The organism is Exiguobacterium sp. BMC-KP (assembly GCF_001275385.1).
Classification (GTDB): Bacteria; Bacillota; Bacilli; order Exiguobacteriales; family Exiguobacteriaceae; genus Exiguobacterium_A.
Map to the genome: position 1 here is coordinate 979477 of NZ_LGIW01000015.1, position 12176 is coordinate 991652.

17 protein-coding genes are annotated in these 12176 nt (G+C 42.2%); 10 read left to right on the forward strand and 7 right to left on the reverse strand.

What is annotated here, in order from left to right; all coding sequences use genetic code 11:
- Positions 1–66 precede the first annotated feature (66 nt).
- Positions 67–777 (forward strand): GntR family transcriptional regulator, encoded by a 711-nt coding sequence (locus ADM98_RS10880; protein WP_053453525.1) that lies wholly within the window; start codon positions 67–69, stop codon positions 775–777.
- A 35-nt stretch (positions 778–812) separates the two neighbouring features.
- Here ADM98_RS10880 and ADM98_RS17250 read toward each other — a convergent pair whose 3' ends face one another.
- Together ADM98_RS17250 and ADM98_RS10890 are read right to left on the reverse strand one after the other, a co-directional pair.
- A complete protein-coding gene (locus tag ADM98_RS17250) occupies positions 813–1046 on the reverse strand; it encodes a hypothetical protein (protein WP_152910972.1) in 234 nt (77 codons plus the stop codon).
- Between the two features lie 204 nt (positions 1047–1250).
- The gene (locus ADM98_RS10890; RefSeq protein ID WP_053453527.1) at positions 1251–1592 is read right to left on the reverse strand and encodes a hypothetical protein; all 342 of its coding nucleotides are present in this window, start codon (positions 1590–1592) and stop codon (positions 1251–1253) included.
- A gap of 322 nt (positions 1593–1914) precedes the next feature.
- On the opposite strand from ADM98_RS10890, the gene ADM98_RS10895 reads away from it, so the two are divergent.
- Positions 1915–3300, forward strand: coding sequence for an MFS transporter (locus ADM98_RS10895; RefSeq protein ID WP_053453528.1), 1386 nt, complete (start codon positions 1915–1917; stop codon positions 3298–3300).
- A gap of 43 nt (positions 3301–3343) precedes the next feature.
- On the opposite strand, the gene ADM98_RS10900 is transcribed toward ADM98_RS10895, so the two are convergent.
- The 3 genes from ADM98_RS10900 to ADM98_RS10910 are packed head-to-tail and all read right to left on the reverse strand — an operon-like array spanning position 3344 to position 5276.
- Positions 3344–3976 carry an HAD hydrolase-like protein gene (locus ADM98_RS10900; RefSeq protein WP_053453529.1) on the reverse strand — a complete coding sequence of 211 codons (633 nt, stop codon included), beginning with the start codon at positions 3974–3976 and terminating at the stop codon, positions 3344–3346.
- A complete protein-coding gene (locus ADM98_RS10905) occupies positions 3973–4467 on the reverse strand; it encodes an AAA family ATPase (RefSeq protein WP_053453530.1) in 495 nt (164 codons plus the stop codon). Before ADM98_RS10905 ends, ADM98_RS10900 begins: the two co-directional genes overlap by 4 nt.
- Positions 4464–5276 carry an MBL fold metallo-hydrolase gene (locus ADM98_RS10910; protein WP_053453531.1) on the reverse strand — a complete coding sequence of 271 codons (813 nt, stop codon included), beginning with the start codon at positions 5274–5276 and terminating at the stop codon, positions 4464–4466. Before ADM98_RS10910 ends, ADM98_RS10905 begins: the two co-directional genes overlap by 4 nt.
- 138 nt (positions 5277–5414) lie before the next feature.
- On the opposite strand from ADM98_RS10910, the gene ADM98_RS17615 reads away from it, so the two are divergent.
- Both ADM98_RS17615 and ADM98_RS17620 read left to right on the forward strand, forming a co-directional pair.
- A complete protein-coding gene (locus ADM98_RS17615; RefSeq protein ID WP_235504883.1) occupies positions 5415–5636 on the forward strand; it encodes a VOC family protein in 222 nt (73 codons plus the stop codon).
- A 6-nt stretch (positions 5637–5642) separates the two neighbouring features.
- Positions 5643–5798 carry a VOC family protein gene (locus tag ADM98_RS17620; protein WP_235504884.1) on the forward strand — a complete coding sequence of 52 codons (156 nt, stop codon included), beginning with the start codon at positions 5643–5645 and terminating at the stop codon, positions 5796–5798.
- 45 nt (positions 5799–5843) lie between these two features.
- On the opposite strand, the gene ADM98_RS10920 is transcribed toward ADM98_RS17620, so the two are convergent.
- Positions 5844–6272, reverse strand: coding sequence for a hypothetical protein (locus ADM98_RS10920; protein WP_053453532.1), 429 nt, complete (start codon positions 6270–6272; stop codon positions 5844–5846).
- 329 nt (positions 6273–6601) lie between these two features.
- Entirely contained in the window at positions 6602–6997 is a 396-nt protein-coding gene (locus ADM98_RS10925; protein ID WP_235504885.1) for an RrF2 family transcriptional regulator, read from the reverse strand.
- Positions 6998–7293: 296 nt separating this feature from the next.
- On the opposite strand from ADM98_RS10925, the gene ADM98_RS10930 reads away from it, so the two are divergent.
- The 6 genes from ADM98_RS10930 to ADM98_RS10955 all read left to right on the forward strand — a co-directional run bounded on the left by ADM98_RS10930 (position 7294) and on the right by ADM98_RS10955 (position 12124).
- Complete coding sequence (locus tag ADM98_RS10930; protein WP_053453534.1) at positions 7294–9549, forward strand: sensor histidine kinase; 2256 nt, start codon at positions 7294–7296, stop codon at positions 9547–9549.
- Between the two features lie 50 nt (positions 9550–9599).
- Entirely contained in the window at positions 9600–9905 is a 306-nt protein-coding gene (locus ADM98_RS10935; RefSeq protein ID WP_053453535.1) for a hypothetical protein, read from the forward strand.
- Between the two features lie 12 nt (positions 9906–9917).
- Positions 9918–10469 carry a cysteine hydrolase family protein gene (locus tag ADM98_RS10940; RefSeq protein ID WP_053453536.1) on the forward strand — a complete coding sequence of 184 codons (552 nt, stop codon included), beginning with the start codon at positions 9918–9920 and terminating at the stop codon, positions 10467–10469.
- Between the two features lie 263 nt (positions 10470–10732).
- On the forward strand, positions 10733–11614 hold the full coding sequence (locus ADM98_RS10945) for a manganese catalase family protein (RefSeq protein ID WP_053453537.1): 882 nt from the start codon (positions 10733–10735) through the stop codon (positions 11612–11614).
- 5 nt (positions 11615–11619) lie between these two features.
- Complete coding sequence (locus ADM98_RS10950) at positions 11620–11838, forward strand: hypothetical protein (RefSeq protein WP_053453538.1); 219 nt, start codon at positions 11620–11622, stop codon at positions 11836–11838.
- Entirely contained in the window at positions 11831–12124 is a 294-nt protein-coding gene (locus tag ADM98_RS10955) for a spore coat protein (RefSeq protein ID WP_053453539.1), read from the forward strand. Before ADM98_RS10950 ends, ADM98_RS10955 begins: the two co-directional genes overlap by 8 nt.
- The last annotated feature ends 52 nt before the right edge of the window (positions 12125–12176 follow it).

A 12176-nucleotide genomic window follows, 5' to 3' on the forward strand; every position in this document is an offset into this window, starting at 1 on the left:
ATTAATCAAAAGATAGCTTATGCTATACTGAACGAAGAAAAAGTTCGTAAGAAAAGAAGGTGTCCTATGCTGAAATATCAACAGACTGCTGATGAAATCGAGCAATACATAGAACAACATGAGTTAAAGCAAGGCGATAAACTCCCCATTCTCGAAGAATTAATTCGCCAGTTCGCTGTCAGTAAGACGACGATGACAAAATCACTCGAATTACTCGAACGAAAAGGGATCATCTTTCAAGTCAGAGGAAGCGGCATTTTTGTCCGGAAGACGAACCGCGCTGGCTACATTCGTCTGTTTTCTACACAAGGCTTTAAGCAGAACCTTGTCGACCATACGATTGAATCGTCCGTACTAGCACTCGATCAACTCGCTGCAACGGAGAGCATCGCCAAAAATCTTGGTATCGATTCGGGTGAGACGGTATATTACGTCAAGCGGATTCGCTATATCGACGGCAAGATCCTGTGCCTTGAGGAATCCTATTATCGCCAATCGATCGTCCCGTATTTAAATCGCGAAATCGTCGAGCAGTCGATTTTCGAATACTTAGAGACGGCATTGCAATTGAACATCGGATTTTCTGATATGTACATGCATGTAGGAAAACTCAACGCTATATCTGCAGCACACCTCGAACTTCAAGAAGGTGATCCTGGATTAACAATCGAGACGGTTTTTCACTTAACGAATGGTCGTCCGTTCGACTATTCCGTCATTACGTATCATTACGAACACTCGCAGTTTGTCGTCCAAGCAAACGGATTATTCCTTTAATGAAACGAAAAAAAAACGAAATCTGATGATCGTCCTCATTTTAGTGAAGACATTTCATCGGATTTCGCTTTTTCTTTTAAGAAACTAATTAATGCTATTATACAGAATGGATAGATTATTAATACGCCAATCAGTAATAAACCAAGTACCGGGCTCGGAAAATCGGCTGGACGCGTGACGGGAAACCATCGACTCATTGCATACACCATCAAGACGAAATACAGTGCCCAACTGAGACATAGCGCCCATGTGAGTCGACTTCGAACCATCGCCTCCTGCATAAGGCAGATTGATTTAAAGAATAAGATGATGCACAAAATAACCAACAGAATGTCCAATATGTAAAACATCCGGTAAGATAAGCCAGTTATCCGAATGATTCGTTCAATATTTACTGTCATTTCAGTTGGGATGAATAAAATTATGGCAAAAAACAGACTCCAACCATTCCATTTCACAAATAATCGCACCTTCTATATACCAATTTCTTCTTTACTAGAAGCCTCTAGATAGAGTTCCCCGTCAAACGTCGTCAAGGCAATCACTTTTCCGTCTCTTTCATACCAAGCCGTTGCCCCTTCACGATCAAGTTCTTCCCACCCTGCTTGGCGAATCCACGTTCCATACAATACACCTGGACCATCTGTTTCTGAAACGAGATGGGTTTCGATTTTCAACTCCCCTTGCTTTTCGACTACCGTTGCAAAGCGAGGGACAGGAAATCCTGATACTGTTGACTCCTGAAAACCGATATACCAACCGCCAGCAATGACTATAAAAGTAATCGACACAATCGCTATCCATTTCTTTTTCATACGCACTCTCCTTCACTTTTCCATCTCCATCTTCAACTTGCCAATAAATGGTCTTCATTTCCTCATTCTACAGACGGATTACTGATTTTTTAGTTATGAAAACATCTGAAATTTGTTTTTGATTTATGAAAACAATTAAATTTTTTTCAATTTTTTTCATGAAAAATGCACACCCGTGTTCGTCCTTACAGTAGCAACGGTTTGACAACTCCCGGCACAGAGCCATTTTCAGTCGTTTTCAACTGATTAAGCAGATTAGCAACTTGACTTCATTTTCTGCTATGGTACGATACGAACTTATCAAAGGGAGTGAACAGAACTTATGAAATTCAGAAAAGAAAAAGTCAATGTCGTCGACATGAAGCAAACCAAAAAAAGTGTCTACGCGACCGGAATTGGGAATGCGATGGAATGGTTCGATTTTGGTCTTTATTCCTATCTCGCAATCATCATCAGTCAAAACTTCTTTAGTGCTGTTGAAAATGATGAACTGAAGCTTGTCTTTACATTTGCGACGTTTGCGATCGCTTTTTTAATGCGACCAATCGGCGGAATCGTCTTTGGACGAATTGGAGATCGACTCGGACGAAAGGTCGTCTTGACGACAACGATTGTCATGATGGCTGGATCGACACTCATCATCGGGTTATTACCAACCTATGACCAAATCGGGATTTGGGCACCGATTCTATTATTGTTAGCCCGTATCCTGCAAGGTTTTTCAACAGGTGGTGAATACGCCGGCGCAATGGTCTATATCGCCGAATCGTCACCCGACAATAAACGAAGCGCTCTCGGAAGTGGACTTGAAATCGGGACACTCGGTGGGTATATCTTAGCGTCGTTACTCGCAACAACGCTTTTCGTCACATTATCAGATGATCAAATGGCATCGTGGGGATGGCGTATCCCATTCATTCTTGGAGCACCACTCGGTTTGTTTGGCCTCTACTTACGTCGCCACTTGGATGAATCACCGATCTTCGAAAACGAAATTAATGAGAATACGGAAGAACCTGCGACATTCCGCGAAATCCTTCGTGATCATAAACGTGATATTATCGTTTGCTTCATCGCTGTCGCCTTCTTCAATATTACGAACTATATGCTCTTATCGTACATGCCATCGTACCTCAATGAAGTCATCGGCATGTCAAGCTCGACAAGTACGATCTTAATTACCGGTGTTATGGTGATCATGATTCCACTCGCTTATTTCTTCGGGAAACTAAGTGATAAAAAAGGGAATCGTAAAATCGTCTTGTTCGCACTAGCAGGTCTATCATTACTATCCATCGTATCGTTCTTCTTGATTGGACTAAAACCACTCTTGTTCGTCGGAATCGGTATCTTCATCCTCGGTTTCTTCCTGGCGATCTTTGAAGGTACGATGCCAAGTCTACTGCCAAGTATCTTTTATACAGATGTTCGTTACCGGACGCTTTCCGTCACATTCAACGTCTCGGTTTCAATCTTTGGTGGTACGACGCCACTTGTGTCAACATGGCTCGTCCATACGACTCAAAATCCGCTTGCTCCTGCCTTTTATTTAACGGCAGTCAGTGTCATCGGATTCGTCACGTTCTTCTTCTTCTTTAAAAATACAGCCGGTAAAGCACTCAAAGGGTCGCATCCAACTGTATCCAGTGAAAAAGAAGTTTCAACAATTGCGAAAAAACCGGAAGATGCCCTCTGGTGGGCAGAGTAATTCCTATAGTAAAGAGCCGTCTTCTTCATGAAGACGGCTCCTTTTAGTAGACAGCCCTTAACTCTTGGACGACACGATCAGCGACAGCCAGTTCCTGCTCTTGCGCAAAATCGAACTGACAACCGATCGCAACCAATCCGTTCGCATGTGCCGCTTTGAAATCAGACAACCGGTCACCGACAACATAGCCTGATGTAATATCATGCGTCTGACAAATTTCACGGACTAGTGCGGATTTATCACCTGAAGCGATATCTTCAATGCTATAGACATGATCAATATACGCTTCAAGTCCATATGTGCTCACGATTGCTGATAAGTAGGATGGCCAACCGTTACTAGCGATAAAGACTCGGTGACCAACTTGTTTTAGGCGAGCCAGTAACTCCACTGTTCCCGGATAAAGCTGACCATGCCCCGCTTCGACTGCCTGCTCTAAGCTGCGCCGAAACTTGAGATCTGCAGCCTGTTGGTCTGCGGCTGAAAAATCCGGCAGCAACGTCTTCCAGACCTCTGGTAACGATACACCCATGATTTGCTGATAGAGGGCGAGAGGTGTCTCGCCTTCCCAGCGCCCCTCCTGTCGTAAATCATGAAAGACGTCTTCTAACGCACGAGCCAGTACGGCATTCGTTTGAAACAGCGTACCATCCATATCAAAAATATAGTGAGTCATTCATGTTCCCCTTCCTGCTCTCGCTTTATCTGCTGCACCATTGCTTCTAACGACAAGTCTTCGACAAATAGACGATCCGATGCTCGTTGATCCTGATCCAACCACCAATGTTTCATGTCCACTTCAGAAAACTCTGTCGGCTGACGCAAAGCGTGGCGAAGAACTGTTTCTTCAAATGAGACATCAAAATAATAAGCTGCGTAGCATGATCCAAAGCGACGTTCTAACCGATCGAGCATCTCACCGTACCGATCTTGGGCGAGAATTCCTTCCAGCAGAATCGTCGCATGGCGTCCGTTTGCAAGCATGATTAGATCTTCTATCCAGTGAATTGCGGGATTCCCAGCTACATCCTTGACGTTCAACATCTCTCTTCGAATAACATCTTGAGAAAAGAGAATTGTATCCGGTAAAGCTGATTGTAACGCTTTCGCAAGTGTCGTTTTCCCGCTACCGGAGTTTCCGCGGATGACGATCAAGCGTGACTTCATGTCGTGAACCAGTCCCCGTTCAAGGCAGCGATATACCGTTCTGCTGAGCGAGCGACGACTTCAGACGCACCCGTTTCAATTTTTCGATGAAAGGCATCGTATAATTTCTCAAATGCAAGCGGACGTAGCGACTCTGCCATCCGTTCGACCGTCTTTGCCGGAAGTGGAATCACATTCGGATAGCTGTACATGAAACTGACCCACGCTCGATCGGCAACGATCCGAATGATGTCTCCTGTTAACAACAACCCAGCTGATACATCTTTCCGTTCACAGATGACTGCTCCTTTAAAGTGACCACCCACGCGATGTAAGATCAGGTCGTCTGATAATTCCAAGCGTTCACCGCTCCAGAAAGTGATTCGCTCACTTGGTCGTGTTACGAATGATGCATCGTCCTCATGAATATAGATTGGCACATCAAAGGTTTCTGCCCATTCGACTTGTGTCGCGTAATAATGCGGATGCGATAATGCAATCGCGTGGATCCCGCCTAATTCGTTGATCTGTTCTATAGTTATTGAATCAAGATATGTAATGCAGTCCCATAACAGGTTATACGATGTTCCTTGGACGAGGTATGCTGTTTGCCCGATACCGAATGCTGGTGTCGTCTGAATTGCATAGACGCCTGCTCCATCGTCTGTAATCACATTTTGATATGTTCCTGAGGCTTTCATTTCAGTAAGCTTCGTCCACGTTTGTCCTGTCGGATTGACGTATTGTCGTTCCTCTAGACAAATCGGACAAATTTCGCGTTCTGGATTGATTTGTTCGACGCCACACGTCGTACAGATGATGGTTTCCATATCATCATTCCTTTCCAATTCAAAAATGATTTTCCTGATATATCATAACATATTCCATTTATAGGGATATCATACAGGAATCATTTTGAATGAAACGAATAAAGACTCTGTACTAAAGAATCGAAGGAGGAAATTCCCATGTCGACCTCGACTCATCTTATTGCTCCCCGACTGAACGCAGTCTTTTTACATGTACAGGATATGCAACGGTCAGCAGCCTGGTACCATCAGTTACTTCAGCTCCCATTTGATTCGTTCCTCGTCGCTTCTCCTGTCTATAATGTCCCACTTCAAGGTCCAACCAGCTTGACACTTGATGACCATGCGAACGACCCAACGTATCGACATCAACCTTCTTGACAACCCTTGTTTAATTTTTACACGACGGACATTGATGCATCTTATCAGTTCGTATTGTCATTTCAAGCACCTATCATCCGCGACATCGAACGTTTCGATGATTTTGCTTATTTTACGTTTGCTGATCCTGATGGTAATGTTTTGATGCTCTGTACAGGATAAAAATAAATCAGGTCATACCACACTTGTGGCATGACCTGATTTTATTTAACATGACGTTCCATTATTATTGATGACACTTTGAAAGCGGTTCGTAAACTGATTAATGGCCTCTTCTGTATCCAGTACTCCAGAAAACCAAGTCTTCTTGTCATTAGAAAACGTGAGGTGTAGCGATTCTTCAATGACGGACTTTACCTCTAGAGTAGCAACTATATCTGATGTCATTAATGTTTTTTTTGATAGAGTGACCAGTTCATTCGTCAACGTTTCGCGCGTATCTTCAGATGTCTTCTCATGAAGAAGATCAACTGTCTTGTGAAGCATGACAGCTTTTGAAACGCGCGATAGATTCAACTCACGGATTTCAAAAGTGTAGACGCCCTCTTGTTCCTGCGGACGTTGGACGATGAATCGTGGAGAATGTACTAAGTGTTGAATGAAGTGAATAAACATTTCGATGGTCATTTCGGACATTCCGAAACCCTCCCTTTTACGTGGATCAATGGACAAATACCTTTAATCCTTTATCTAAATGGCCAAAAAAAGCCCTGTATAAAAGTTAACCCGGTGAGATGGAAATAAAACCTCCCCTCTGTAAAGTTATACCACAAAAACAAGTACAAAGTGTACATGTTTTTGTTCTAAAAACAAGATTCGTCTAGTGTCCGAATCTTGTTTATAGTAACATAAAAGATACTAGTTTTAGTCATAATTAACACCATCATCTGATAAAAATATGTATTATTTTATTATGTACACGATTAAAGAGTCAGAGAATATCATTCCTTCTCTGACTCTTCGCATCAACCGTCCGTCGTTGGCGCTATTAAATCTTGTAACGTGTATGCCTGTAACGCATCCGTAAAGGACATGAATGCTTGATCAAACGCTTGTCGTGTGTTTTGCAAACTACCATTTTTATTTGGAACTGTCACATTTTCAAGATAGGATACTTCTTCAAATAAATGAACGATTTCTCCTAACGTAATTGTCTCTGGGGATTTTGCTAATTTGAATCCACCATTACGCCCTTGTACGGAAATGATGAGACCAAACTTGCTCAATGAATGGACAATCTTCATCAAATGATTTTTAGAAATATCATAATGGGTTGCCACTTCTTGAATTTGTACGAGCCGAGTCGGATGCGACGCTGCGAAGATAAGCACACGAATGGCATAGTCCGTAGAGCGAGTCATCTTCATCCATTTCACCTTCTTTTTCTTTCCTTTATATAAACATAGTACAGAAGCTCACTCATTTTCACAATCAATAGTATGGCTTAAAGTGTCATTTAGAGTGATTATGCACATATGTATATCGTTTATCTTAAAGGATGTGAAGTGTCAAAATCTAGGGATTTTTTCGGAAAGAGGCAAAATGATATTTCAATCGATGATGCAAATCATGTGGCTTATTCAATGTCTGTGATAAGATTTCTTTAAAACATGTATATCTATAGTTTGTTTATATCTCTCTAGAAAGAGGTCTCGTCATGAAGTGGCTCTCATCAAGTATATTTCATCGATTTTATATTCTATTGCTTTCGAATTTCCTGATTTTCGCAAGCATTGGCGTCCTAACATTTTACGTTGCTCAAAAAGAACTCGAGCAACATCGAACTTCATCACAGATGATCACACTTCAGAAAACGCAAGCTCGCACACTTTGGAATGAAGCCCAACAAGTCAATCTTCAAGTCCAACAAATCGACTTTAATGATCAGGACGACCTTAAACAGGTGAATCAACGATTGGAACGTTTACGACAACACGTTCAATCATTTAATCAACGTTATTCGAATTTATCGGATGAACGTTTTGTGCATCAACTCGTTCAATTTTCGGGATTTTTAGAACAGGAGCTCACTTTGCAAGTAGTCACGGATAACCAAAAGCTGGTTCAACAGTCTGATTCCATCGTCAACGACTACTTTCGAATGATTCATAACGAAGAGAAAAAAGTGCAACAATTGCTACAGCAACGAACCGTTGAAGTATTAGGATACGCCTTTGGAGTAATGATCATCGCTTTTTGTCTTCTCAGTTACTTGATATTAAGACTTGTGCGGTCTTTCCGAACAGATTTACTCGATCTTGTCGAACAAACGAAACAACCTGACCGATTGGAGCATAACGATTATCAAACTCGCCATGATGAGATCGGTATACTTGGAAAGTCTATGCAGCAAATGACGACATTGCTTGCTTTTGAACATCAACAAACGCAAGCTGTCAATACAAAACTCCAAGAGTCTATAGGGCAACAAAAGATATTCGAGCGGCAACTTCAATTCCAAAATCAGTTAGCGACTCAAATTTTACGCTATCAATCAACATCAGGTCTTCACACTTGGTTGCAAGCAATCGGTACGCATTTCAGAGCGACCCATGTCCATTTTTCACCGCAGTCGAATGATTTAGAACACGTTCATATTGCACTAACAAACGAACCGACATGTGATCAAGAACGACTCGCGTTAGAAGCGAAGACCGAGCTGGATGCCTCCATTCACTTGATTGAGATGGATCAGTTAACACTGTGTGCTCTTCCATTACACAGTTCATCAAAATTCATCGGTACATTAACCTTACAATTTCATCGTCCGTTCACGGATACAATCGCACTTCAAAAAACGACACATTTACTGAATATCGGATTGATGCGCTTGCTCGATGATATCCGTATAAAAGATCACCATCAATTGATTCAGCGCATCTTAAATGGTCTTCGAGAAGCGATCCTGTTTGTCGATGTCTCGAACATGAATATTTTTACGAATCAAATGTTTCATCAATTGTTCTCGAACTGGTCACCTTCTGAAAAACAATCAGAAAGCCTATCATTCGTTATCGAAACCTTCGAGCCATTACTTCTCGAAACTGAAGCACTATATGCATATGTTGAACGAATCAAAGCTGGCTTCGAGCACGGATCAATCGTTCCTGCTCAGGATTTTTCAATGCCAGACGACCGACATTTACGACTCTACACAGAATTTTTGCCAGAGCGGCAAGGTATTCTGCTTGTTTTTCGAGAGCGGACTGTTGAAGTCAACTATGCAAAAAAAGAGCAAGACTTCATTTCGGTTTTATCTCATGAGTTACGAACACCACTTGCCTCCATTGAAGGCTTTAGTGAACTGATGTTACACCGAACGTTGTCTCCTGAAAAACAACGGAAATACTTAGAGACCATGCGGAGTGAGACGCAACGTCTCAGTCAACTATTAACAGAATTTCTTGACTACCAGCGTTTAAGTCATCAAAAAGAAACATATCAGCTCGAATCGTTTTGTATCGAACATATGCTCATCGAGTTAACGGAGTGGTTGAACGTCGTGACAGCGACACATCATTTGCACATCCAAACCGATGGTCCTTGTCTGATCACAGCGGATCAAGAAAAAATTCGGAGAGTTTTATTAAACATTTTAAATAATGCGATAAAATATTCTCCCGTTGATTCAAATATCCACGTCTCGTTAGCGTGCTTTGAAGCTGAAGTTGTCATTACCATTAGTGATGATGGATATGGTATTCCAAAGCAAGACCTTCCTTATCTCTTCGATCCGTATTACCGCGTCGAACATGCGGATCATGTCCAAGTTCAAGGAACAGGTCTCGGTTTACCGATCTGTAAGGAAATCATTGAAGGGCATGGAGGACGAATTACCGTACATTCAGAAATCGGAAAAGGATCTGACTTTTTTATCCGTTTACCTCGTGATGAAGAGTGGAACAAAAATTAATAACATGTATAAGAACAGTATAAATAATCTACAACTAGGAAGTGAAGAACGTGGAAGCTGATTTAAATCAAATCGTCCGCTGTTTAAATCAAGATTTTAAACAGCAAAGAACCGTCTTCAGTGCAATGGCGCTGAAAGAGACCAATCCCTGTATCGTCTTGATGGAAGATCATCGTCGAAGACGGATGGACCATGCCTTGTATCAATATCCAGATTTTATCGCAGAGCTGGAATCACATATTTACCGATGTTTAATTGATGTCCGGGGAGCCCGTGAATCGGCTTCCCCTTCCGAAATTTTTATTTCTAAAGCACAACTCTATTCGCCTTATCATTATTTAGTCACCTTTTTATGAGAGGAGTCCGCCATGACTGTTCAAGAAAATACAGCACTGTTGATCATCGATGTCATCAATAAGATGGATTTCGAAGGAGCTGAGCAATTATTGCAACAGACACTCCCTGTCCTTGCACCACTCTCACAATTAAAACAACATTGTAAACGACAAAACATCCCAGTGATTTACGTCAACGATAACTTTGGTCTCTGGCAAGAGAACGTTAATCAAATCGTAGATGAGTGTCGCGGTGGTCTTGGGGATATACTCATCGATGCCTTACATCCAGAAGAAAATGATTATTTCATCATCAAGCCAAAGCACTCAGGATTTTTCGGTACCCAACTTGATATTTTATTGAAGCATTTGGAAGTTTCACGTCTCATCATCACTGGACTAACGACAGATATGTGTATTTTATTTACCGCAAATGATGCCTACATGCGTGAATATTCTATTCATGTCCCAGCAGACTGTACGGCAGCGAAAACCGCTATTGCCAAAGATCACGCATTGGAAATTCTCAGTACGACATTATCTTTGGATTGCTCTGAGAGTTCCAAGTTGATACAAAAAGAATAATTAAGGTTGCGTTTCTGATACGTATGTAACACATTACTATCTTTTCCAGTTTAATTGAGCTGTTAGTCCTCGATGAATTCGTGAACGGTTCGAAGTCCTTCACGGTTTGGAAAGTATGAAGTAGTGAACATTCCCATTATTCATGAGTTAACTACTCACTTCAACATATCAATAAAGAAGAAGAAACAGGTTTGAAAGAGACCGATTAAGGAATATAACATGTGTGAGTTGTATATGTTTAAAACTTAAAGGGGGTTCTTTTCATGTTTCGCCATCAAAAGGAATTACAATTCGAAGTCAAGGTTGATCGACCCGATCCAAAACTCGCTCGGGCCGTACAAGAAGTACTCGGTGGACAATTCGGTGAGATGACGGTCATGATGCAGTATCTTTTCCAAGGCTTTAATTGTCGAGGGGAAGAAAAGTACAAGGACATGCTGATGGATATCGGGACAGAAGAAATTGGGCATGTTGAAATGCTATGTTCCCTCATTTCTCAATTGCTCGACGGGGCATCACCAGATGATCAGGCAGAAGCTGCTAAGGATCCGGCGACGGCAGCCATTCTCGGGGGAATGAATCCGCAACACCTTCTTGTCAGCGGTCTCGGTGGATTGCCATCGAACGCAAACGGTATACCATGGAACGGTTCTTATATCGTTGCGAGTGGTAATTTGTTAGCAGATATGCGCTCGAATCTACATGCGGAATCACAAGGTCGACTCCAAGTCGCCCGCCTCTATCATATGACGACGGATGAAGGCGTTCGTGCTACCTTCCGTAAGATGCTTGCCCGTGACCGCTATCACCAGTATCAATGGATGGCAGCAATCGAAGAACTCGAGACGAAAAATGGAGTCGTCGTTCCGGCTACTTTTGCACCTGAAGATGAGATGGAAGCGCAACCTCATGCTTATGAGTTCTGGGATCTATCCGAAGGCACAGCTTCAAAAGAAGGGCGTTGGGCTCAAGGGGAAGCTCAAGACGGAACCGGTGAATTTGTTCATCTGGAAAATCCAGCACCGCAAGGGAACATTCCGAACATGAAGGTGCCTGCGCACCAACTTCACCACGATCTAGCAGAAAAAACAGGAATGCAAAACGTCAAAGATACGGTCAAACGTATGCTACATGATAAGGAGTGAGATTAATGGCTAAATCATCACTTGCAATCCATGAAACACTCGAAATTCATGAAATCATGACAATGAAACAAGCCTGTCTCGTTAAAGCCATCGCCGTTCGTTCATTCGTTAAAGATGAGACGCTAGAAAAATTGATTGCGCAAGACATCAAAGATAGCGAACAAGCATTAAGCGATTTACAAAAACTATTGGCAAATCATGAAGGAGGCGATTCACATGAATGAAGCTCTCCAATCGATTAGCCGTCCTAGTAAAAAACGCGACGAGTTGATTGCAACGGACTTCTTGATCAGCAGCAAATCACTTGTCCGCGCTTATGCTGTCGCAATTACAGAAACGGCTTCTCCTGATGTGCGGAAAGTCTTGACTGAACAGCTGAACAAAGCGATTCAGACGCACGTTGCGATCGCTGGATACATGATTGATCACGATATGTACCACGCACATGATCTTAAAAAGCAATTAAAACACGATCAAGAAAAACTAGAAGTCGCAAAAGGATTACTATGATGTTTCCCCTTCCCTTCTGATCATGGAGCGGAAGGGGTTTTCTTTCAGAATT

Excerpts from the sequence above, each read along its gene's own strand:
- ADM98_RS10890 (WP_053453527.1), bottom strand. The coding sequence starts at position 1,592 with ATGAAAAAGAAATGGATAGCGATTGTGTCGATTACTTTTATAGTCATT.
- ADM98_RS10955 (WP_053453539.1), top strand. The coding sequence starts at position 11,831 with ATGAATGAAGCTCTCCAATCGATTAGCCGTCCTAGTAAAAAACGCGAC.
- ADM98_RS10930 (WP_053453534.1), top strand. The coding sequence starts at position 7,294 with ATGAAGTGGCTCTCATCAAGTATATTTCATCGATTTTATATTCTATTG.
- ADM98_RS17250 (WP_152910972.1), bottom strand. The coding sequence starts at position 1,046 with ATGGTTCGAAGTCGACTCACATGGGCGCTATGTCTCAGTTGGGCACTG.
- ADM98_RS10940 (WP_053453536.1), top strand. The coding sequence starts at position 9,918 with ATGACTGTTCAAGAAAATACAGCACTGTTGATCATCGATGTCATCAAT.
- ADM98_RS10925 (WP_235504885.1), bottom strand. The coding sequence starts at position 6,997 with ATGACTCGCTCTACGGACTATGCCATTCGTGTGCTTATCTTCGCAGCG.
- ADM98_RS10920 (WP_053453532.1), bottom strand. The coding sequence starts at position 6,272 with ATGTCCGAAATGACCATCGAAATGTTTATTCACTTCATTCAACACTTA.
- ADM98_RS10900 (WP_053453529.1), bottom strand. The coding sequence starts at position 3,976 with ATGACTCACTATATTTTTGATATGGATGGTACGCTGTTTCAAACGAAT.
- ADM98_RS10895 (WP_053453528.1), top strand. The coding sequence starts at position 1,915 with ATGAAATTCAGAAAAGAAAAAGTCAATGTCGTCGACATGAAGCAAACC.
- ADM98_RS10905 (WP_053453530.1), bottom strand. The coding sequence starts at position 4,467 with ATGAAGTCACGCTTGATCGTCATCCGCGGAAACTCCGGTAGCGGGAAA.
- ADM98_RS10880 (WP_053453525.1), top strand. The coding sequence starts at position 67 with ATGCTGAAATATCAACAGACTGCTGATGAAATCGAGCAATACATAGAA.
- ADM98_RS10910 (WP_053453531.1), bottom strand. The coding sequence starts at position 5,276 with ATGGAAACCATCATCTGTACGACGTGTGGCGTCGAACAAATCAATCCA.
- ADM98_RS17615 (WP_235504883.1), top strand. The coding sequence starts at position 5,415 with ATGTCGACCTCGACTCATCTTATTGCTCCCCGACTGAACGCAGTCTTT.
- ADM98_RS10945 (WP_053453537.1), top strand. The coding sequence starts at position 10,733 with ATGTTTCGCCATCAAAAGGAATTACAATTCGAAGTCAAGGTTGATCGA.
- ADM98_RS10950 (WP_053453538.1), top strand. The coding sequence starts at position 11,620 with ATGGCTAAATCATCACTTGCAATCCATGAAACACTCGAAATTCATGAA.